Consider the following 21,432-nt stretch of genomic DNA (forward strand, 5'->3'; position numbering starts at 1 on the left):
AGAATACTCCCACGAGCGTAATTTATGGATTCGTCCGAGTCTGTCCCATATCCAAAGTATAAATGAGCGCGTCTTCTCCGGTATCTTGGTAATACCCGCGCCGCTTGCCCACTTGCCGGAATCCGAAGGACTCATACAGATGGATGGCGGGCGCGTTGCTGATCCGCACTTCAAGCACTCCCCGTAGTATGCCCGTTTCTTTGGCATCCTGCAAGGCTGTAGCCATGAGCAGGCTGCCGTATCCGCGGCGGCGTCTGTCTTCCCGTACCGCAATATTGAGGATTTCAACTTCGTCCGGCGTGTGGTACACCGCGATGTACCCTGCAAGTTCCCTTGCGGGGAGCGGCGAAGCCGTTTCCCGGATGCCGAATGCACGAAAGGTTTTTCCCGCGAACGCTTCGGCAAAGCTCTGCTCCGTCCACGGAAGGGCGAAACAGCGGCTCTCCAAAGAGGAGAGGGCGGGAGCATCTTCAATAGCCAGCCGTACGCAACGGACGGCCTGTTTAGGAGAATCATGCGTCATACGATCGTTCCCGAACCATGTGAAAGTGAAGAACCGTTGATCGAATATGCGGACGAACACGATCGCCCCCTGCTGATTGCCCCTCCCTCAGAGGCCTTCCCCCTGCGCAGGAAGGCGGTTGGAGCCTTCCTGTGCGACAGGCGGGGCAGGGCATTCGTACGGAGGCGGGCATCCGAAAGGGGCGTGGAAACGTGGGACATTTCCGCTGAAACATACGTCCGCTCCGGTGAGGCGAGGGAAGAGGCCGTAGGGCGCGCCGTACGCGAGACGCTGGGCCTGTCCAATGTGCCCTTCGGGGAAGCGGTTCCCGCAGCCTTCAAGCCCGCCGGGGGGAATGTCTCCCTCACGCTGTTCCTTGCCGAACTTCCGGGGATCCTGCCCCCGGACTCATTGCGGGAGGGGCATTTTCTGGATCGTGAAGAGCTTGTGGGGATGGCGGAAACATTTCCCGATTTGTTCAGCCCGGTATTGCTTTGGGCAATCGGGACAGGGTGCCTTTGGAAGCGCCGGTGATCCAGCTTCAGCATTCGATCAATAAATCCCTGTACTTTTCGGGATCGTCCAGAGTGATGCCCGCGCCGCGCAGCACCGTGGTCAGCGGATCGGAATCCACATGCACGGGGATGTGCGCCGCCTTGGTGATGCGGTCGGCGAAGCCTCTCAGCAACGCCCCTCCCCCCGTCAGCAAGATGCCTTGCCGCATGATGTCGGCCCCCAGTTCGGGCGGGGTGGCTTCCAGCATCCCCATAATCGCGCCGACGAGCTTTTCGATGGTGGGTTGGAAGGCTTCACGAATATCCGCATCGGAGAGGGTAAGAGTCCGGGGGCTCGCGGTTGTGAGATCCTTGCCCGAAACTTCAAATGACAACGGCGCGGGAAGGGGGGCGACGGAACCGAGGGCGATTTTGATACGTTCGGCCATATTTTCGCCCACGACGATCTGGTATTGTTCTTGGACGAAACGCTGGACTGCCGCGGTCAGGGCATCGCCCGCAAGCTTGAGCGAGGTGGAACAGGCCATGCTGCCGAGCGTGATGACTGCGATGTCGGTCGTCCCGCCGCCGATGTCCATCACCATGCTGCCCACGGGTTCGAGCACGGGCAACCCCGCCCCCACTGCTGCGGCGACGGGCTCTTCAATGAGCTTCACGTTGCGGGCCCCGGCCATCGCAGCAGCTTCGGCTACGGCACGGCGCTCCACATCCGTGATGTTTGTCGGCACGCAGATGACCACATCCGGTTTTATCGGCCAGTTGCCGATGGCTTTTTTCAGAAATGTGGCGATGAGCGCCTGCGCCGCGTCAAAATCAGCGATGACGCCGTCCCGGAGGGGGCGGATGGTGGAAATGCGCTGTGGGGTCTTCCCTATATAGCCTTTGGCTTCCTTGCCCACGGCAATGAACCGTTCGCTGACGGTATCCGCAGCGACAACGGAAGGCTCATTGATGACGATGCCTTGAGACTGGACAAAGACCAGCGTGTTCGCAGTCCCCAGATCGATCGCTATATGCTTGCGGAGCATGGATCAATCTTCCTCATTCATCGGGGCCGACGGCGCAGAGTCCGGATCATAGGCCATTGCGCCGTCACGGTGTACTTTTGCGCGCGGCAACAGGCTTTTGAGCCGATGGCGGAGATACAGCATCTCAAGGTACTGAGCCAGATAGGTTACGGCAATCTTGGTGAACGTCCGCAAGTTCTGGGACAGGGAACGGGGATTCAGCCCGGCGAAACACAGGACGCCGCAAGTGACCTTATTAAGATGCACGGGCAGGCACATGACGGATTGGAAGTTGGGCACTCCCGGCAGCTTGCCGAAGAGCGGCGTACTGGGGGAGCCATCGCCCCCTTCCGCATGTACGGGCACTTCGTTGCGGAAAACCCAGCTGACGAGGCCGCCGCTCGTGAGGGGCAGTTCGGGCATGCCGTCTTCCGTAATGAGCAGAGGCGTGTTTTCGCCTTCCACCGTATATGTGGATCCGCCTTCCTGCGCGGTGGCGAACGCGACGTATTCAAACTCCGTGCTCTCGGCCATCAGGCGCAGGAAGGCCCCAAGGTACTCCCGCCAATGCGGGGGCTGCGCACTGAGTTCGGAAAGCTGCTCCAGCCGGGTGAAATAGCGGCGCAGGTCTTCGGCGTCGCATGCCAGCCCGGCGGAATGGACTTGGCGGGCGAGGTGCCGGGCGAAACGATGGAGGAGGAGCTGATCTTCTTCAGTGTAGGCACGGGGGCGTACGCTGTCCACGCACAGGGCCCCGCCCTCTGGGATATGGCAGCCCATGAAAGCGGAAATGGCGCCTTCGTCGTTTTCATCATAATAACCGAGGAAGGTATGCCGCATATCAAGGTTGTTCACGATGACGGGCTGCTTATGCCGCAAAATCCACCCGACAAGCCCCTTCCCCGGCGCAATGCTGACCTCCTGCACGTTCGGCTCGCTGTCTGTGGAAGAGAGCGCGACCGTATAGTTGCCGGACTGATCCGGCAAAAAGAGGACGGCGCTGTGTGCGTCGAAGGTGGTTCTTATAAGAGCCAGGAGCGTGTTGTCATTATCGTGAAGCGTTGCCATGAAAATCTCTTTCAGGGATAGAGTGTCGATATGAAAGCGCAAAGGAGTCGCTTCCGTTTCGCCGGAAGCCAAGTCCTCATACAAACACGTCCTTCAACATAGCAGGGGGAGGATGCCCATGCAACCGTCTTTTACGGTAGAATGTACCGTCCTCGCCCTTAGAAAGACATTATAGTCTATCTATGGGTAAAAATAAACTCTTTTGGGAGAGTACGGCCGAGTGCGGCCCCAATGGGGGGCCGTTGTCCCTCTGTGGGGGCATCTGCCGCCTAAACGGAGTCTGCGGCATATCCGAAAAGGGATAAAAACTTGTGAGCGGCAGGCGCTGGCGTGAGGGAGGGCCTAAGTTCAAGGCGTACCCCTGCAAGGGGGCGTTCCTCCCGAATGGGCTGCGCCTTGCTGCGGTATAGCCTCCGGTACGTTGTGTTCCGCCCATGCTTTTTGTCTCATTAGAGAGGGCGGATATTCCTGACCCCAGCATCTGACGAGCAAGCCCCGATAATCCGGTATGGTGCAGTGTGGGGCTGCAATCCGTACTGTTGCCGGAAGCATTTCAATTGACGGAAAACTCTTTTCAACCATATAAGAGATGTTCTGAATCCAATGAACAAATGGGAGAATAGCCTTTGAAAACATCAGTTTTATTTGCGGCACTTGGTGTTGCCTTGATCTCTTTTCCCGGTATGGGCTCCGCTTCCGACGATTTTGCCGGTGGGTGCAAGCGTAAGGAGCAGGCTATCGAGACAAAGATGGAATATGCCAGAAAACACGGGAATCAGGAGCAGCTCCGTGGACTGGAAGAAGCGCTCAGCCAAGTCCGCCGATGGTGTTCGGATGGCAGCCTGCGCGCCAAGGCAGAACTCAAGGTTTTGGAAAAGCAAGATAAAGTGCAGGAGCGGCAGGCGGATCTCGATAAGGCTGTCGCAGAAGGCAAGGGAGAAAAGAAAAGAGCCAAGTTGCAGCGCAAGTTGAGCGAGGCCAAAGAGGAATTGGCGGAAGCCATCGCGAAGCGTGACGCGCTGGCCCTGTAATACTTTTATTCTTCCAAGTTTGGATGGATGGCCAACAGCGGGGAGCTTACGGCCTTCCCCTATACTTTAGGGGCTGCTGTCTGATAGAAAGTGATGGGGGAAAGCCTCGCAACTGGCCTTGTAGATAGCTTTTGTGGGGCAATTAGTTTTTTATATGGGAGCAAGCCTTGCCCCTCCCACGTGTCCGGGAGGCGCACTAGAAAAAATTTTACATCCCGACCTGAGCGAAAACACAGGAGAAACGGGGGTGTCCGTCAAAAAAAATCAGGAAAAAAATAAAAAGTCGTTGACAGGAGTCGCGCAGAGGTGCATAACCCGTTCTCGCCGCTGCGGGACAAAGCGTCCCGTTGAGCCGGGCAGGGCCGGGAGGCCGGGCACGGCGGGGCAAAAGTTTTTTGAAAAAACGGAAAAAGTTGTTGACAGCGAGAAGGTATGGGGATAAGTTCCCGCTTCTGCGCCGGGGAGAAATCCTCAGGGCGCGCCTCGAAAAAAAACTTCGGGGTTTGAAAAAAAAGTTGTTGACAAGCTGGACCGGGCGGGGTAAGTTCCCGCTTCGCCGCTGACGGAAACTGACGCGGCTGAGGCAACGGCCTCCGGTTCTTTGACAAGTGAAGAGCGAGTTGGGAAAAGATACTTTGAGTTTTAGCTCATAGAGATATGAGCAAGCTAGTTGTTTTCAATCAACTGGAGAGTTTGATTCTGGCTCAGATTGAACGCTGGCGGCGTGCTTAACACATGCAAGTCGAACGTGAAAGTCCTTCGGGATGAGTAAAGTGGCGCACGGGTGAGTAACGCGTGGATAATCTACCCTTAAGATGGGGATAACGGCTGGAAACGGTCGCTAATACCGAATACGCTCCCGATTTTATCGTTGGGGGGAAAGATGGCCTCTGCTTGCAAGCTATCGCTTAAGGATGAGTCCGCGTCCCATTAGCTAGTTGGCGGGGTAACGGCCCACCAAGGCGACGATGGGTAGCCGGTCTGAGAGGATGACCGGCCACACTGGAACTGGAACACGGTCCAGACTCCTACGGGAGGCAGCAGTGGGGAATATTGCGCAATGGGCGAAAGCCTGACGCAGCGACGCCGCGTGAGGGATGAAGGTTCTCGGATCGTAAACCTCTGTCAGGGGGGAAGAAACCCCCTCGTGTGAATAATGCGAGGGCTTGACGGTACCCCCAAAGGAAGCACCGGCTAACTCCGTGCCAGCAGCCGCGGTAATACGGAGGGTGCAAGCGTTAATCGGAATCACTGGGCGTAAAGCGCACGTAGGCGGCCCGGTAAGTCAGGGGTGAAATCCCACAGCCCAACTGTGGAACTGCCCTTGATACTGCCGGGCTTGAGTACCGGAGAGGGTGGCGGAATTCCAGGTGTAGGAGTGAAATCCGTAGATATCTGGAGGAACACCGGTGGCGAAGGCGGCCACCTGGACGGTAACTGACGCTGAGGTGCGAAAGCGTGGGTAGCAAACAGGATTAGATACCCTGGTAGTCCACGCCGTAAACGATGGGTGCTGGGTGCTGGGATGTATGTCTCGGTGCCGTAGCCAACGCGATAAGCACCCCGCCTGGGGAGTACGGTCGCAAGGCTGAAACTCAAAGAAATTGACGGGGGCCCGCACAAGCGGTGGAGTATGTGGTTTAATTCGATGCAACGCGAAGAACCTTACCCAGGCTTGACATCTAGGGAACCCTTCGGAAATGAAGGGGTGCCCTTCGGGGAGCCCTAAGACAGGTGCTGCATGGCTGTCGTCAGCTCGTGCCGTGAGGTGTTGGGTTAAGTCCCGCAACGAGCGCAACCCCTATCTTCAGTTGCCATCAGGTAAAGCTGGGCACTCTGGAGAGACCGCCCCGGTCAACGGGGAGGAAGGTGGGGACGACGTCAAGTCATCATGGCCCTTACGCCTGGGGCTACACACGTACTACAATGGCGCGCACAAAGGGCAGCGAGACCGTGAGGTGGAGCCAATCCCAAAAAACGCGTCCCAGTCCGGATTGGAGTCTGCAACTCGACTCCATGAAGTCGGAATCGCTAGTAATTCGAGATCAGCATGCTCGGGTGAATGCGTTCCCGGGCCTTGTACACACCGCCCGTCACACCACGAAAGTCGGTTTTACCCGAAGCCGGTGGGCCAACTCGCAAGAGGAGCAGCCGTCTACGGTAGGGCCGATGATTGGGGTGAAGTCGTAACAAGGTAGCCGTAGGGGAACCTGCGGCTGGATCACCTCCTTTATAGGAAAAATTCCCAACTCGCTCTTCACTTGCAAGGAACAAGGGCTTGATGCCATGCTCTTTGAGAAGTTAACGTCAGGGGCCTGTAGCTCAGGTGGCTAGAGCGCACGCCTGATAAGCGTGAGGTCGAAAGTTCAAGTCTTTCCAGGCCCACCACTTATCGGGGGTATAGCTCAGCTGGGAGAGCATCTGCTTTGCACGCAGAGGGTCGACGGTTCGATTCCGCCTACCTCCACCACAAGCTTGCTGACGTACAGTCCATGATTGGTCATTGGCGCGAAGGGTTCGCGGCAGTCATCCAGGCATGGCCTGGCCGCACCGGCCGGAAACACCGGCGGTTGCTGCTCATTTACAATTGAATAGGGGAATGGGAAGGGAATAGTAAAGTTCTTGAGAAATAAGATATCAAGGGCAACAGGTGAATGCCTTGGCGCTGAGAGGCGATGAAAGACGCGGTAAGCTGCGATAAGCATCGGGGAGGAGCTAAACATCCTATGATCCGGTGATTTCTGAATGGGGAAACCCGATGGGAGTCATGTCCCATCATCCTGGGCTGAATACATAGGCCCAGAGAAGCCAACCCGGGGAAGTGAAACATCTCAGTACCCGGAGGAAGAGAAATCAAACGAGACTCCCAAAGTAGCGGCGAGCGAAATGGGAAGAGCCCAAACCGAGTGGTTTCGACCATTCGGGGTTGTAGGGCCGGCATACGCGATTCTGGAGTAGGCAGGGGAAGCGAGCTGGAAAGCTCCGCCACAGCGGGTGATAGCCCCGTACCCGAAACCGAAAAGGACGCAGCCGGTACCTGAGTACTGCGAGGCACGTGAAACCTCGTGGGAATCTAGGGGGACCATCCTCTAAGGCTAAGTACTCCTCAGCGACCGATAGTGAACTAGTACCGTGAGGGAAAGGTGAAAAGAACCCCTGTTAGGGGAGTGAAATAGAATCTGAAACCTGTTGCCTACAAGCTGCGAGAGCTGCTTTTTGCAGTGATCGCGTGCCTTTTGTATAATGAGTCAGCGAGTTACTCTACCGTGCGAGGTTAAGCGAAAGCGTAGCCGTAGTGAAAGCGAGGCTTAATAGGCCGACTAGTACGTTGGAGTAGACCCGAAACCGGGTGATCTATCCATGAGCAGGTTGAAGCAAGGGTAAAGCCTTGTGGAGGACCGAACCGTCAACGGCTGAAAACGTTCCGGATGACTTGTGGATAGGGGTGAAAGGTCAATCAAACCCGGTGATAGCTGGTTCTCCCCGAAATATATTGAGGTATAGCCTCGGGAATTGATTAGCGGAGGTAAAGCACTGACAGAGCTAGGGGTCCTACCAGATTACCAAACTCTATCAAACTCAGAATGCCGCTTAATTGTATCCCGGGAGTCAGACGGCGGGTGCGAAGGTTCGTCGTCAAAAGGGAAACAGCCCAGACCAACAGCTAAGGTCTCCAAATCCATGCTCAGTGGTGAAGGTAGTGGAACCGTTTAGACAGCCAGGACGTTGGCTTAGAAGCAGCCATCGTTTAAAGAAAGCGTAATAGCTCACTGGTCTAATGGCTCTGCGCCGAAAATGTAACGGGGCTAAGCATGGTACCGAAGCTTTGGCAATCTCCTTTGGAGATTGGGTAGGGGAGCGTTCGCTGCGGGCTGAAGGTGTGCCGGAAGGCATGCTGGACTGCAGTGAAGTGATTATGCTGACATGAGTAACGATAAAATATGTGAAAAACATATTCGCCGAAAACCCGAGGTTTCCTGGGTAAAGGTAATCTTCCCAGGGTTAGTCGGATCCTAAGGTGAGGGTGAAAGCCGTAACCGATGGAAAACAGGTTAATATTCCTGTACTTGTTGTGTAGCGCGATGGAGGGACGCAGGAAGATAGGCGGGCCGGGTGTTGGATATCCCGGTGCAAGCGTGTAGGAATATCCGGCAGGCAAATCCGCCGGACGAATCTGAGACGCGAGTCCGTGGGCGCAAGCCCTGAAGCCGTTGAGTCTATGCTGCCTAGAAAAGCTCCTAAGTATATCCGCAGCAATCCGTACCGCAAACCAACTCAGGTGGGTGGGATGAACAATCCAAGGCGCTCGAGAGAACTCTGGCCAAGGAACTCGGCAAAATAACCCCGTAACTTCGGAAGAAGGGGTGCTCTCTAGGGTGACATGTTTAACATATGAAGCCCCGGAGAGCCGCAGTGAATTGGTGGTGGCGACTGTTTACTAAAAACATAGGTCTGTGCGAAGTCCTAAAGACGACGTATACGGACTGACGCCTGCCCGGTGCTGGAAGGTTAAAAGGAGGAGTCAGCGCAAGCAAAGCTCCGAATTGAAGCCCCAGTAAACGGCGGCCGTAACTATAACGGTCCTAAGGTAGCGAAATTCCTTGTCGGGTAAGTTCCGACCTGCACGAATGGCGTAACGATCTCCACACTGTCTCGGCCAGAGACTCGGTGAAATTGCAGTCGCGGTGAAAATTCCGTGTACCCGCAGAAAGACGGAAAGACCCTGTGCACCTTTACTATAGCTTGACATTGGATTTTGGGCCTGCATGTGTAGGATAGGTGGGAGGCTGTGAACCTTGTACGCCAGTATGGGGGGAGCCATCGTTGAAATACCACCCTTGCATGTTTAAGATCCTAACTTCTTCCGGTCATCCCGGAGAAAGACAGTGTCTGGCGGGTAGTTTGACTGGGGCGGTCGCCTCCTAAAGTGTAACGGAGGCATGCAAAGGTTCCCTCAGCCTGATCGGAAACCAGGCGCTGAGTGCAAACGCATAAGGGAGCTTGACTGTAAGAGAGACATCTCGAACAGGAACGAAAGTTGGCGTTAGTGATCCGGTGGTCCCGAATGGAAGGGCCATCGCTCATTGGATAAAAGGTACGCCGGGGATAACAGGCTGATCGCATCCAAGAGTTCACATCGACGATGCGGTTTGGCACCTCGATGTCGGCTCATCACATCCTGGGGCTGAAGCAGGTCCCAAGGGTACGGCTGTTCGCCGTTTAAAGTGGTACGCGAGCTGGGTTTAAAACGTCGTGAGACAGTTTGGTCCCTATCTTCTGTGGGCGAAGGAGAATTGAGAGGGCCTGTCCCTAGTACGAGAGGACCGGGATGGACGCACCCCTGGTGATCCTGTTGTCGCGCCAGCGGCACAGCAGGGTAGCTATGTGCGGAAGGGATAACCGCTGAAAGCATCTAAGCGGGAAGCCTGCCTCAAGATAAGTTCTCCCCTCGAAAGAGCTGAAGGGCCCGGGTAGACTACCCGGTCGATAGGCTGGAGGTGTAAGCGCGGCGACGCGCTCAGCTGACCAGTACTAATAGCCCGAGCGGCTTATTTGTCAAAAACTTTCCCCTTCCTATCCCCCTATCAATTCATATCAATAGAGATTTGTCTTGGCGTTCATGGAGGAGAGGGTACACCCGATCCCATTCCGAACTCGGCAGTTAAGCTCTCCATCGTCGATGATACTGCGCATTCTTACGTGGGAAAGTAGAACAACGCCAAGACTTTATTTCCAACGGGCCGTCTTCGTAAGACGGCCCGTTGTTTTTTTGTCTTGCAGGCAATCCTGCATCCCCCTCCGCAATTCCCAATCACGTAATCCTCCCCCCTCCCCGTTTTTCTCCTCAGCCTTGCCCTCCCTCCTCCTCCTCCTCGGCTTCCCTCCCACCCGGAGTTCTTCCCTTTACGGCTTCAGGGCCTCCTCTCTCCTCTTCGCATCATCCGCGTCTTCAAAGAAAAAGTGTTAGAGAATACACACCTGTAATACCCTATAAACAACTAGTTACGATGCTCACATCTTTTTACCCAAGTGTTGCCTTGCCCTTTAGACAGAGCTTTTTTGTTTTTGTTGAGCGAATCGGAAACAAGTTCCGTCGAAACGTGAGGTGTAGAAATAGGCAAAAAGATGCGAGGATTGTAGCTGGTTCAAGGGAAGCCGGGCATCTATTATGCGGCCATACACTTTAGATCAATGGGAGACGATAGTATGAAAAACGCTATGATGTGCATGGCCTTGGCTTTGACGGCAGCAACCGGGCTTTCTGCCGGGCAGGTTTTTGCCGCGGAAATGGGCAAGGCGCAGACGATTATCCGTAACGGTGAGCAGGCTTCCAGCAAGGGGTCTGAGCAGTTTTTTACCGGCAATGTGCGTATTGACCCTTTGTACCCTGCCAACAATGAGATGCGTTCCAGCGGCGGCAGTGTGACCTTTGAGCCTGGCGCTCGCTCCAACTGGCATATCCATCCTGTGGGGCAGGTTTTGATCATCACTTCCGGCGTGGGCCGGACGCAGGAATGGGGCAAACCTGTTCAGGAAGTCCGGCCGGGTGACGTCGTTATTTGTCCTGTGGGCGTCAAGCACTGGCACGGGGCCGCTCCGAACAGTTCCATGTCGCATATTTCCATTTGCGAGGAAAAAGAACTCGGCAAGGTTGTCGAGTGGATGGAAAAGGTGACTGACGAGCAGTACAACGGAATACGGCAATAAGAGGGTATCCTTTTCCCTTCAGAGTGAAGACAGCTTTTATCGAAACGTTGATAAATCCCGTTCGGATGGATGAGATGCGTGCTTATAAGGCGCGCCGGCAGGCGGATTAGAGCCATAAAAAGGCTCTGTTATAGTATGTAGTTGTTTCATCTCCACAGTGCAGTGAAAAATAGAGCCTTTTTTCCAGTTTTCCCCTTGCGGGATCTACGGCTAAGGCATTTTTCCGGTTATCCCTTTGGAGTTTCAAGGAAAAAAGCATCAACCATTTTCTATAACACAGCCTAAAAATGGAAACAGATATGAAACAGGAAATGATGAGGGCCGGTGTCCTGACCGGGCCGCAGCGGGTTGAAATCAGGCAGGTACCCGTTCCGGAAATGGCTCCCGGTATGCTGAAGATACGTGTTTCCGCTTGCGGCGTATGCGGCAGCGACATCCACATGTGGAAGGCCGGAAAGGGCTGGAGCACGGAACCCATCGCCGATTTTCATATGGGGCATGAATTTTGCGGTGAGGTTGTCGACCCCGGCGACAGCGATTTTCGCATCGGCGACCGTGTGACTTTCTGGGCCAACCTGTATTGCGGCGAATGCGACATGTGCCGGGCGGGCAGGGAACATCTTTGCCGGGAGGCGCATGGCACCAATTATATCGGCTTCGTCTGCAACGGCGGTTATGCGGAATATTTTGTCGGCAAGGCGGGGAACGCCTACAGGCTGCCGGATACGGTGTCGGACGTCGCCGCCGGGCTGATTGATCCCTTGATGGTCGCGTACCATGCGGTCAGGCAGTCCAGCCTGAAACTGCACGACAAGGTGCTGGTGGTCGGCAGCGGCATTATCGCGCAGCTTATCGGCGGGCTGGCCAAGAGGGCGGGGGCTTCCTGTCTGGCCATGTCCAAAGTTGATGAACGGCAGACGGGCAAGGCACGGGAAATAGGCGATTTTGACGTCTATTTTGACGGGAATGATCCCAACCGGGCCGCGAAGATGCAGGCTGTTTCCGAAGGCGGATTCGATGTCGTCTTTGAAGCTGTCGGCACGGGGGAATCGCTTGCCGCCTGTCTGGACGGCGTGAAGCCCGGCGGTGAAATCGTCATGATCGGCAACTCGATGACGCCTGCGGTTTCCTTTGAGCTGAATCGCGCCGTTCTGCATGAGGTTCGTCTGACCGGCAGTGTATCCTGCACCCGAAAGGAATTTGAAGAAACGATTGACCTCATTGCCAACGGCTTCATCGACGTTGAAAAGTACGTGACCGACATTCTGCCCTTGGAGCAGCTTCAGCACGCTTTTGAGAAGCAGATTTCCCCTGCTGAGTCCGTTTTGAAGACCGTCATCAGGCCGTAATGCCTGACGGTAAATGCCTCCTCAGAAAAAACGGAGGATGCTTAGGTTGTGTCGTTAATTAGATATAATATATTTAAATTATTAATTATTTTTCCAAGTTATAAAATATTGTTTCCAAAAATTTCAAATAATTGCATGTAACATGACGACACAAGCTAACAAATGAATTCATAGTGAAATTAGAGAGCGCCTTTTGTTTTGGCTGTATCCTGGGTTGTGTTGTTGTCTTGTATTTAACCATTTGAAATTATTGAAATAATATTTTGTGACTTGAAAAATAGTTAAATAGTTTCACTAGATTATATCTAATCAACGGCACGACCTGGAAAATGGTTGATGTTTTTTCCTTGAAGTTCCAAAGGGATAACCAGCAAAATGCCTTGGCTATGGATTCCGCCAATGGGAAGCCTGAAGGAAAAGGCTGTATTTTCACCGTGCTGTGGAGATGAGACAGCCAGATATTCCGACAGAGCCTTGTTTTCCGGTTTCGATGCAACTGCGAATGAAGGATCGGATACCCCTGTATACGAAAAACGGATTGGACTGATGAAAACGATAGCAAATCAAACCTATGACGAGGAACGCGCCTTATACGGCATCAGCAATATCCATCTCTTGGACTGTACCTTTGCCGGTCCGGCCGATGGAGAAAGCGCCGTCAAGGAAGCTTCGGATGTTGTTGCCGAACATTGCTTTTTCGACCTGCGTTACCCGTTCTGGCATGTGCATCGGCTGGACATCCGGGAGTGCCGCATGTCCGAAGGGTGCCGCGCGGCCCTCTGGTATTCGGATCATGTTGCCGTCACGGGGAGCGAACTGCATGGAATCAAGGCGTTTCGCGAGTGCCGGGATGTGGCTGTCCGTAACTGCGACATCAAATCGAATGAATTCGGCTGGTTTTCCCGTGATTTCACGATGGAAGGCTGTACTGTGGAAAGCGACTATTTCATGTTGCACGCCGGAAGCCTGGCATTCCGCGATGTGCGGTTCAGAGGAAAATATGCGCTGCAATACCTGCATGATGCCGTTTTTGACCATTGCGATATTACCAGCAGGGACGCCTTCTGGCACGCGCATAATGTTACCGTCAGAAACAGCGTGCTTCGCGGAGAATTCCTCGGCTGGTATTCCGACAACCTCACTCTTGAACATTGCAGAATACTCAGTTCCCAGCCGCTTTGTTACTGCAGCGCGCTGAAGCTGATTGACTGTGAAGTGGTCGATTCCGATCTTTGTTTTGAAAAGTCAGATGTGGATGCCGTCATCACGACGCCCGTGGACAGCATCAAGAATCCCCGTTCGGGGCGCATTGTGGTTCCCTCTGTTGATGAAATCATCCGTGACGATGAACATTCCAGAGCTGAAATCCTTGTGGCGGGCGGTCATCAGGCCCATCTATGGGGTCTCGTGACGAAAGGATCGCCATATAAGCAAGGCCGTGTAGCAGGAAATGGCCGATGCTTTTTTTGAGGCTCCAAAAGGGCAGCCAATAAAATGTCTCAGCTATTGATTCCGCCAGCGGGAAAACTGGATAAAAAGGCTGCATTTTCACCATGCTGTGGAGATGAAGCAACCGGGCGGCAGGGGCATAAGCGATACGGGGCACATACCCTAAAAGTTGAGGGCAGGATATGAGAACAAGGATGTTGGGAAAAAGCGGCATGGCAGTTTCTGCCGTCGGCATGGGGTGCATGGGGTTCAGCCACGGCTACGGCGCGACGCCCGCTGAAGGGGAATCCATCCGGCTGATACGCAAAGCGTATGAACTTGGCTGCACTTTTTTTGATACGGCCGAGGGCTACGGCCCTTATGTCAACGAAGAGCTGGTCGGCAAAGCGGTCGCGCCCTTCCGGGACAAGATTGTTCTGGCTACGAAGTTTTCTCCCATCGCGCTTGCCGGGCAGGAGCTGCCCGAAGGAAAACTGAGCAGAAAGGGCATCCGAAAAGCCCTCGAAGACTCCCTCCGGCGGCTGGGAACGGATTATGTCGACCTGTATTATCAGCACAGGGTGCCCGAAGGCAGCAATGTGGAGGAAGTGGCCTTATGGATGGGAGAACTGATCCGTGAGGGGAAAATCAGGGGATGGGGGCAGTCCCAGCCTTCGGAAGGGCAGATACGGCGGGCGCATGGCGTCACTCCCCTCACGGCCGTCCAGAGCGAGTATTCGATGATGGAAAGGATGTTTGAAAAGGACGTCATTCCCGCCTGCGAGGAGCTGGGGATCGGTTTTGTGCCTTTTTCGCCCCTTGCCAGCGGTTTTTTGAGCGGAAAATATAATAAGGAAACCACATATTCCGGTGACGACGTGCGGCGTGTCATCACGCGTTTTGCAAGGGAAAACGTGGAAGCCAACCAGCCCCTGCTTGATTTGCTGCATCGTTACGCACAAGAAAAAAAGGCGACTCCGGCGCAGATTTCATTGGCGTGGATGCTGCATAAAAAGGACTTCATCGTCCCGATTCCGGGAATGCGCCGGGAAGAACGGATAATTGAAAACCTTGGCGCAGCCGAAGTTTCGCTGACGCATGAGGAATTTGACTCCCTTGAGCGGGAACTGGGCAAAATCACCCTCCACGGCAATAGAACGGATAAGGATATTGAGCGGCTGGGTACGGTAAAAGCGCAGTAGTTTTTTCTGAATGGTTGCGTCATAGAGGCGGTTGATGCTTTTTCCTTGAAGTTCCAAAGGGATAACCAAGAGCGTACCTTAGCCTTGGAGTCCGCCGGCGGGAAAGCCGGACAAAAAGGCTGCATGTTCACCATACTGTGGAAATGAAACAGCCACATATTGCGGAGGAACCTTCTGAATTACAGGTTCCATCAGCGTAGCCCGGCAATGTGCATTTTTATGCGGTTGCCGGGATTTTGTATGGATGAAGGCAGTACAGGAAGGCGATGAAGCAGTGGATCGGAAAAGGCCGTTTTTGTGTGGCGGCGTCCCCCGTACAGAATCAGGCAAGAAGTTGCAACAATCATATCTGGCAACTTTTAGGCGCCGGAGTATTCTTCCCATAAAGGGAACCGGGAATTCTGACATGCGGGCTTCCCGCCTGAGCCATGCAAAACGAGAGCGTTTTCACGTTGAAAAGGCATTTGGCTGTGGGAAGCAGGCGGTCGCTGCAAGGCATAAGCACAATGCATTTGTGCTGTTCAATGTCGGAGTGAGTGTGTCTTACACGTCAACATCGTAAAATTTTAAAGGTAACTTATTTTAAGGGGACCGTTATGCGAAAAGTTCAAAATGCCAAGCTGCATTTGGGAATCCTGTCCGCTGTATGCGGGGTGCTGCTGGCCTCGACGATGGCCTTTGCCGCGCCGCAGGCCAGAGGGGATGCCACCGCAGGACGGGCTGCGGCGGCGGAAAGGAACATGCAAAAATTTTTGGGGAATACGGAATCCTCATTTTCTTCCACCGATCCTGACTTTGCCGCCATGCGGGACAGGCTCATCTATGGTGAAATCGCAGACCACGGCACACTGAACGACAAGCAGCGTGCGCTCATCACGCTGGTCGTGCTGACTTCCGGGCAAACCCTGGAGGATTTGGAAACACATGTGGATGCGGCCTTGCGCGTCGGCGTAACGCCTGTGGAGATCAAGGAGGCGATGTACCAGTGCGCTCCGTACATCGGTTTCCCAAAAACGGAAGCCGCGCTGAAAAGAGTGAATGGGGCGTTCAGGGCGAAGAATATTCCCCTTCCGGTGGAAAGCCAAAGCACTGTAACGGAAGCTTCCCGGTATGCGGACGGGTTGAAAGTACAAAAATCCATTTTTGGCGATGGAATAGACAAGATGCACCAGACGGCTCCTGCCAATCAGTTGCCTCTTGTCCAAAACTATCTTTCCGCATTTTGCTTCGGCGATGTCTACACCAGAAAGGGGCTGGATTTGCAGACCAGAGAAATTCTGACGTTTTCCATCATTTCCGCCCTCGGAGGCTGCGACAGCCAAGTTCGTTCCCATGTGCAGGGAAATGCGGCGGTAGGGAATTTCAAGGAAAACCTGATTGACGCGCTGGCGCAGAGCCTTCCCTACATCGGTTTTCCAAGGACGCTGAATGCCTTGGCCTGCGTCAATGCCGTCATCCCTGAGCCCAAGCAGGCAAAATAAACATTTTTAAAGCATTACAGGAGAATATGCCATGAGCAAGACCAGCAGGATCTTTTTGCAGCCCCACACTGCCGTTGTGCATCAGGAAAACATGATCCGGTCGAGGCGAGGCTTTTTGAAAGGCATCGCGCTTGGCGCCGCCGCCGTAATCGCCGCTCCGGTACTGTCCAGGGCGTCCGCTTATGCTGCGGAAGCAGGAGGGAACAAGGTGCTGATTCTTTATTTTTCCCATTCCGGCAATACGCGGCGGCTCGCCGGGCAGATTCATGGACGCGTGGGAGGGGATATGGTCGAACTCAAGACCGTCGTGCCTTATCCGCAGGATTATGACGCCGTGGTGGATATGGCTCAGAAGGAACAGCAGAGCAATGCCCGCCCGCAGATTGCCACCGAAATCCCCAATTGGGACGAGTATCATACCGTATTCATCGGCTTCCCCAACTGGTGGGGGACTATGCCTATGCCTTTCTTCACGTTTTTGGAAAAGCACAACATGGGGGACAAAAACGTCATTCCGTTCTGCACCCATGAAGGAAGCCGTTTGGGCCGCAGCGAAAGCGACCTCAGGAAGCTCTGCCCGCAGGCGCATATGCTGAAAGGGTTTGAAGTGCGCGGCTCACGGGTTTCCAGCGCGCAGAAGGATGTGGACGCGTGGTTGGACGGCCTCGGTTTCCCGGCGAGGAACTAGTCCGGGAATGCGTCGGCCCGCCTTTCACCGGCAGCAGGCCATTGATGGACTTCTGCCCTTTTATCCAGATGAAGATCGCACCTCCTAGGCTGTGTCGTTATTTTACATATAATTATTTGAAATTATTTAAACAATATTTTTGTGACTTGAAAAATAGTTAAATGTTTTCAATAGATTATATCTGATTGACGAGACGGCCTAGGGTGTTGTTCGCACTATGCTGAATTTTCCCATGCTTGAAGAGGATTGAAGAAAAAGGCGGCATAGCTCGAAAAAGCGTATAACCATTTGTAAAAATATGTTTATTTTTCATTTATGTGACCCCATAGTCTGCTCTTGTCCATTGCCGGGGAAGGGGCCGCATCCCGATGCTTCAGCGAAGATGCCTATGATCTGGCCGCCGGGCCCAAGGCCCTGAACATCATACCCGGAACATCGCATGGCTTTCTATGAGAGCGGGATGAAGATGTTGCAGCCCACAAACACCGGAACATCTCATGTGGATCTCTAAGACAGGCAGGAGTACCCGCATCTTGATAAACTGGAAGGTTGTGTCCCAGAAAATGGTTGATGCTTTTTTCCTTGAAATTCCAAAGGAATAACCAGAAAAACGCCTCAGCTATGGATTCAGCCAAGGGGAAAACTGGAGAAAAAGGCTGTCTTTTCACCGTGCTGTGGAGATGAAACAACCACACGCTATGACAGAGCCAACTGGAAAAGCTTTTCTGCGAACAGATGAAGTGAAACGAGTGAACCTGAAAAAAATAGGAACGCCCTTGATGGGCGTTCTCACTATATGGCGATAACGGAACCAACTAAAAGATGTATAAAAGGAGCCTGACGTGCATATAGTCGTCATTACCGGAAGCCCGCACAGGAACGGAACAACGGCTGCCCTGGCCGATGCTTTTATCGAAGGGGCGAGGGAGGCGGGACACGACATTTTTCGTTTTGATGCGGCAAAAGAAAAAATATCCCCCTGTCTGGCCTGTGAGCATTGCAGGGCAAAGGGGCGCTGTATCCATGACGATGGGATGCAGGAACTGCTTCCTGTCCTGGAGCAGGCGGAAATGGTCGTTTTCGTGACACCGCTCTACTATTTTGGAATGTCTGCGCAGTTGAAAAGCGTTGTAGACCGTTTTTATGCGCGGAACGCGGCGTTGCGGGGGCGGGGAAAGCGGACGCTTCTCCTTGCCGCCGCCTATGATGACAACGACTGGACTATGCGTGACCTTGTTGGGCATTACCGCACCATTGTGCGGTATATGAACTGGCATGACGCCGGGATGCTGCTGGCGACGGGATGCGGCTGCCGCTCGGATGTGGAGAAGACGGACTTTCCGGATCGAGCCAGGGAAATGGGGAGGCATTTGGGGGCGTGATTTTTATGATGTATGGCCCCTGTCAGAGGGGGCCATACGCATTTCCGCACATTATTTCAGACACGGCCCCTTACGCCTCAAGGGAGCGGCGACGATTCATATCTCTGAGAGGCGGTTCGCCGAATACCCGCTTATATTCCCTGTTGAACTGGGTTATGCTTTCATATCCAACGCTTAAAGCGGCGCTGGAAGCCCTTTCGTTTTCCACCAGCATAAGGCGCTGGGCCTCATGGAGGCGCAGCTGCTTCTGATACTGCAACGGGCTGAGCCCGGTAAGCAGCTTGAAATGGCGGTGCAGGTTCGCCGTAGACATATTGACCTGCCGGGCCAGCGACTCCACCCGCATGGGGATTTTATAGTTCTCCCGTATCCAGTTGATCGCCTGAACAACCTGGTTGTTCTGTGTGCCTGGCGTATTCAGTTGCCGCAGGATTTTTCCATGTGGGCTTATGAGCAGAAGATAATGCAGTTCGCGAAGCATCATGGGGGCGCGAAGCGGTATTTGTTCGGGCTTTTCATGAAGTTCAAGAAGACGGAGGAACATTTCTAAAATATCCGTATCGGTATCGGCAACCGAAATGCTTGTGTTCGTCTCCATATCCTCAGTGAAGCTCTGCTTCATATCCAGCGCCAACGATGAAAGCAGTTGTTTGTCGAGATAGAGGTAAAGAAAAAGAAAAGGCTTTTCGTGCGTCGGGTTTATGACATAGGAGGATATGGGCATGTCCACACCGGCTACGACGCTCTGGTTTTCCGTATAGACGTACTCCTGCCCACCCATGAGAGAGTGTTTGGTGCCCTGTATGACAAGCCCTACCAGCGGCTTTTCAAAGCACTTTTCGGACATTCCGGCATCTTCACGGCGAACAAGGTTAAACCCTTCGATGGCTGTGGGGTAGATGCAGGGAGTTTCCATGTACCGCAAGAGCTTTTGCTTGAGTTCGTCATTCAGTTGGGCTATCCGTTGTAAATGGTCAGACATGTTCCTTCACCTCGGTTTGGATGGCATGGTGGAAAAGAAGCAGGTGGGGTTCAGTGTTGATATGGAGTAAATGCTGTAAAAGAAAATAATAGATTCGTTGTGATTAAAAGTAAGGCATATTACTGCTTTTATAGTTAAGCAAAATATCATGCCGGTTCACTTTGTCAAGAATGGTAAAGAGCTGATGAAGCAAAAAACGGGGAGGGCTGGCATCCCATCAATGTAACTGCCCCATTGCTCCGGGGTACATCAGCACGTATGGGCATCACTCAAATCATCAGGTGCTGATGGTTCGCGCTCTCTCCACTTTCTGCTTATCAAAACCAGATAATGGATTTCACAGATAATTATCGGAGCACGGACATCAATTTGCTCCGGTTTATCCATAAGCATTATAAGGCGCTGAAAACAGTTGAACAGATCAATCTTGATGTCTTCCTCGTAAGCGTCGTCGCTCGTCCCTGAATGTTGAAGGCATACATGGGAACTTCCCGTGCCCAAAAGCGAGAGGACATGCCTGCTTATTTTGAGAGAAAGTGCCAAAAAATATTTTGATTTGCAGCTTGTTATGCAGCAATGCTTGCCCGCTGCCTGCGGAATTGCAAAGAAATAATCATTTTCATGATATATGATGCTTTTATCTTTGCATATGGCAAAGCCGTTTCCCTGAATAACAAGGACAATAGAAAGTATATTGTTCGCACTGAGTGATTTTATTCCTTTTTTGCCGCATAACAGCGTCAATCCCGGTATTGGTGTAATATATTTTCCTGAGGCGGATATTTTATGCAGCAATATCTCTTTTATTTTGTTATTCATACACGCATTCATGAACAATGCCTTTTACGCCGTAAAACGGCTATGGGATCATCAGTCCGTATTGAGCTGTTCCCACCAATAGGGGAAATCAGGGATACGGCCTGTCATGTTCACGGCTTCCCCTATAACAGGGGTAATCAGATGAAAGGCTTTGCCCTGGCTGGCGGCGGCAATCCGCTTGAATGGTTCGTCCCACGGATGGTAGGCCAGCGCGAATTTGCCGACATGCGCGGGGAGCAGGTGTAGGGCCCCAAGGTCTTCCGCCGCCTGAGCCGTTTCTTCCGGCGTCATATGGATATGGCGCCAGCGTTCGTTATACTGGCCGCAGTCCAGAAGGGCGAGGTCAACGCCGCCGAAGCGTTTTCCCAATTCAGCGAAATGCGGCCCGTATCCGCTGTCGCCGCTGAAAAAGATCTTTCTTGAGGCCGATTCCAGCAGAAATCCGGCCCACAAGGTTTTATTGCGGGTCAGGGAACGCCCTGAATAATGGCTTGCGGTGGTCACATGGATACGTACCGCCGCGTCCAGGGGCAGCGTGTCGCCCCAGTCCGCCTCATGGATGAGGCTGTTGGGAAACCCCCAGCGCCGGAAATGCGCGCCAACGCCAAGCCCGCAGAGAATATTCCTGATTTTGGGCTTGAGCCCCATAACGGTGGGGTAGTCCAGATGATCCCAGTGGTCATGCGAAATCAGCAGGCAGTCGATATCCGGCATGTCATGAACGGAGTACGGGGTGGCTCCGGCAAAGGCTTGTGTGCTGAAGGATACCGGCGCGGCATAGGGGCTGAATACCGGGTCAATGAGTATGCGGCGGCCGCCGAGCTGGATGAAAAAGGAGGAATGCCCAAGCCACAGAACAGTATCCTGCGTGCGTTCCAGTGCGCGAAGGGGGGTGTATTGTGAGGGAACAGGTTCGGGAGGAACGGGGTTGACCCTTTTGGCGACAAGGGAGCGGAGAAGCGCGAGGATGAAACTGCTGTCGTCGCTTAAAATCGCTCTGGGAACCATGTTGTGGAAGGTTCCATCCGCATAGTGGGGCGAGGCCAGAATACGTTGCAGCGCTTCGCCTGCCGGGAGCGCGCCGAACTTCACCTGCCGGAGAAAGGCCCATGTCCCTCCGGCAGCGCATCCTCCGAGCAATGCGGCCGCAGTCAGAGCCTTGAGAAATGTTCTTCGATTCATGGGCGGGCCTTCTCCATCCGATAGATTTTTTCGGACAATAAGCGGAAAAAGAAACGTATGGTAGATACGTTTTTTGCTTTTTATTGCC

The 21,432-nt window shown here is 53.6% G+C and carries 15 protein-coding genes, 2 tRNA genes and 3 rRNA genes; 14 read left to right on the top strand and 6 right to left on the bottom strand.

Annotated features, from left to right (window positions below):
* Positions 1-22 precede the first annotated feature (22 nt).
* Complete coding sequence (gene rimI, locus AC6I1V_RS00080) at positions 23-523, bottom strand: ribosomal protein S18-alanine N-acetyltransferase (protein ID WP_308770874.1); 501 nt, start codon at positions 521-523, stop codon at positions 23-25.
* Between rimI and AC6I1V_RS00085 the strand changes: the two genes are divergently transcribed.
* Positions 515-1,036, top strand: a complete 522-nt coding sequence (locus AC6I1V_RS00085; protein WP_486854482.1) for an NUDIX domain-containing protein — start codon at positions 515-517, stop codon at positions 1,034-1,036. The two genes, rimI and AC6I1V_RS00085, sit on opposite strands and share 9 nt — an antisense overlap.
* Before the next feature lie 7 nt (positions 1,037-1,043).
* On the opposite strand, the gene AC6I1V_RS00090 is transcribed toward AC6I1V_RS00085, so the two are convergent.
* The gene (locus AC6I1V_RS00090) at positions 1,044-2,045 is read right to left on the bottom strand and encodes a rod shape-determining protein (RefSeq protein ID WP_479859489.1); all 1,002 of its coding nucleotides are present in this window, start codon (positions 2,043-2,045) and stop codon (positions 1,044-1,046) included.
* A gap of 3 nt (positions 2,046-2,048) precedes the next feature.
* The gene (locus AC6I1V_RS00095; protein WP_486854481.1) at positions 2,049-3,092 is read right to left on the bottom strand and encodes a GAF domain-containing protein; all 1,044 of its coding nucleotides are present in this window, start codon (positions 3,090-3,092) and stop codon (positions 2,049-2,051) included.
* A gap of 626 nt (positions 3,093-3,718) precedes the next feature.
* Here AC6I1V_RS00095 and AC6I1V_RS00100 point away from each other — a divergent pair.
* The 13 genes from AC6I1V_RS00100 (at position 3,719) to AC6I1V_RS00160 (ending at position 18,361) form a co-directional block, all read left to right on the top strand.
* Entirely contained in the window at positions 3,719-4,123 is a 405-nt protein-coding gene (locus AC6I1V_RS00100) for a DUF1090 domain-containing protein (RefSeq protein WP_337430393.1), read from the top strand.
* A 681-nt stretch (positions 4,124-4,804) separates the two neighbouring features.
* Positions 4,805-6,355 (top strand): 16S ribosomal RNA (locus tag AC6I1V_RS00105).
* A 79-nt stretch (positions 6,356-6,434) separates the two neighbouring features.
* Positions 6,435-6,511: transfer RNA gene (locus AC6I1V_RS00110), tRNA-Ile, on the top strand.
* 6 nt (positions 6,512-6,517) lie between these two features.
* A tRNA-Ala gene (locus AC6I1V_RS00115) sits at positions 6,518-6,593 on the top strand.
* A gap of 157 nt (positions 6,594-6,750) precedes the next feature.
* Positions 6,751-9,680 (top strand): 23S ribosomal RNA (locus AC6I1V_RS00120).
* A 53-nt stretch (positions 9,681-9,733) separates the two neighbouring features.
* Positions 9,734-9,848, top strand: a 5S ribosomal RNA gene (gene rrf / locus AC6I1V_RS00125).
* Together the 16S, 23S and 5S rRNA genes with 2 tRNA genes alongside form the textbook arrangement of a ribosomal RNA operon.
* Positions 9,849-10,411: 563 nt before the next feature.
* A complete protein-coding gene (locus tag AC6I1V_RS00130) occupies positions 10,412-10,831 on the top strand; it encodes a (R)-mandelonitrile lyase (RefSeq protein ID WP_486854834.1) in 420 nt (139 codons plus the stop codon).
* 299 nt (positions 10,832-11,130) lie between these two features.
* Positions 11,131-12,180: a zinc-dependent alcohol dehydrogenase gene (locus tag AC6I1V_RS00135; protein WP_486854833.1), complete on the top strand. Its 1,050-nt coding sequence runs from the start codon at positions 11,131-11,133 to the stop codon at positions 12,178-12,180.
* 546 nt (positions 12,181-12,726) lie between these two features.
* On the top strand, positions 12,727-13,650 hold the full coding sequence (locus AC6I1V_RS00140) for a DUF3737 family protein (RefSeq protein WP_497736704.1): 924 nt from the start codon (positions 12,727-12,729) through the stop codon (positions 13,648-13,650).
* 191 nt (positions 13,651-13,841) lie between these two features.
* Positions 13,842-14,810 (top strand): aldo/keto reductase, encoded by a 969-nt coding sequence (locus AC6I1V_RS00145; protein WP_486854831.1) that lies wholly within the window; start codon positions 13,842-13,844, stop codon positions 14,808-14,810.
* A 596-nt stretch (positions 14,811-15,406) separates the two neighbouring features.
* A complete protein-coding gene (locus AC6I1V_RS00150) occupies positions 15,407-16,291 on the top strand; it encodes a carboxymuconolactone decarboxylase family protein (protein WP_486854830.1) in 885 nt (294 codons plus the stop codon).
* Positions 16,292-16,322: 31 nt separating this feature from the next.
* Positions 16,323-16,979 (top strand): flavodoxin, encoded by a 657-nt coding sequence (locus AC6I1V_RS00155; RefSeq protein ID WP_308771911.1) that lies wholly within the window; start codon positions 16,323-16,325, stop codon positions 16,977-16,979.
* Positions 16,980-17,821: 842 nt separating this feature from the next.
* A complete protein-coding gene (locus AC6I1V_RS00160) occupies positions 17,822-18,361 on the top strand; it encodes a flavodoxin family protein (protein ID WP_486854144.1) in 540 nt (179 codons plus the stop codon).
* 70 nt (positions 18,362-18,431) lie between these two features.
* Here the strand turns inward: AC6I1V_RS00160 and AC6I1V_RS00165 are convergent, their stop codons facing one another.
* From AC6I1V_RS00165 to AC6I1V_RS00175, 3 genes are all read right to left on the bottom strand, one after another.
* Entirely contained in the window at positions 18,432-19,343 is a 912-nt protein-coding gene (locus AC6I1V_RS00165; RefSeq protein ID WP_482330630.1) for an AraC family transcriptional regulator, read from the bottom strand.
* 249 nt (positions 19,344-19,592) lie between these two features.
* Positions 19,593-20,162, bottom strand: a complete 570-nt coding sequence (locus tag AC6I1V_RS00170; RefSeq protein WP_486854143.1) for an AraC family transcriptional regulator N-terminal domain-containing protein — start codon at positions 20,160-20,162, stop codon at positions 19,593-19,595.
* A 51-nt stretch (positions 20,163-20,213) separates the two neighbouring features.
* Entirely contained in the window at positions 20,214-21,344 is a 1,131-nt protein-coding gene (locus tag AC6I1V_RS00175; RefSeq protein ID WP_486854142.1) for an MBL fold metallo-hydrolase, read from the bottom strand.
* Between the last annotated feature and the right edge of the window lie 88 nt (positions 21,345-21,432).

It is taken from the genome of Bilophila sp. T19-St14, from assembly GCF_059728385.1.

Excerpts from the sequence above, each read along its gene's own strand:
- AC6I1V_RS00155 (WP_308771911.1), top strand. The coding sequence starts at position 16,323 with ATGAGCAAGACCAGCAGGATCTTTTTGCAGCCCCACACTGCCGTTGTG.
- AC6I1V_RS00085 (WP_486854482.1), top strand. The coding sequence starts at position 515 with ATGCGTCATACGATCGTTCCCGAACCATGTGAAAGTGAAGAACCGTTG.
- AC6I1V_RS00095 (WP_486854481.1), bottom strand. The coding sequence starts at position 3,092 with ATGGCAACGCTTCACGATAATGACAACACGCTCCTGGCTCTTATAAGA.
- AC6I1V_RS00165 (WP_482330630.1), bottom strand. The coding sequence starts at position 19,343 with ATGTCTGACCATTTACAACGGATAGCCCAACTGAATGACGAACTCAAG.
- AC6I1V_RS00175 (WP_486854142.1), bottom strand. The coding sequence starts at position 21,344 with ATGAATCGAAGAACATTTCTCAAGGCTCTGACTGCGGCCGCATTGCTC.
- AC6I1V_RS00170 (WP_486854143.1), bottom strand. The coding sequence starts at position 20,162 with ATGAATAACAAAATAAAAGAGATATTGCTGCATAAAATATCCGCCTCA.
- AC6I1V_RS00150 (WP_486854830.1), top strand. The coding sequence starts at position 15,407 with ATGCGAAAAGTTCAAAATGCCAAGCTGCATTTGGGAATCCTGTCCGCT.
- rimI (WP_308770874.1), bottom strand. The coding sequence starts at position 523 with ATGACGCATGATTCTCCTAAACAGGCCGTCCGTTGCGTACGGCTGGCT.
- AC6I1V_RS00090 (WP_479859489.1), bottom strand. The coding sequence starts at position 2,045 with ATGCTCCGCAAGCATATAGCGATCGATCTGGGGACTGCGAACACGCTG.
- AC6I1V_RS00130 (WP_486854834.1), top strand. The coding sequence starts at position 10,412 with ATGGGCAAGGCGCAGACGATTATCCGTAACGGTGAGCAGGCTTCCAGC.
- AC6I1V_RS00140 (WP_497736704.1), top strand. The coding sequence starts at position 12,727 with ATGAAAACGATAGCAAATCAAACCTATGACGAGGAACGCGCCTTATAC.
- AC6I1V_RS00135 (WP_486854833.1), top strand. The coding sequence starts at position 11,131 with ATGAAACAGGAAATGATGAGGGCCGGTGTCCTGACCGGGCCGCAGCGG.
- AC6I1V_RS00145 (WP_486854831.1), top strand. The coding sequence starts at position 13,842 with ATGGCAGTTTCTGCCGTCGGCATGGGGTGCATGGGGTTCAGCCACGGC.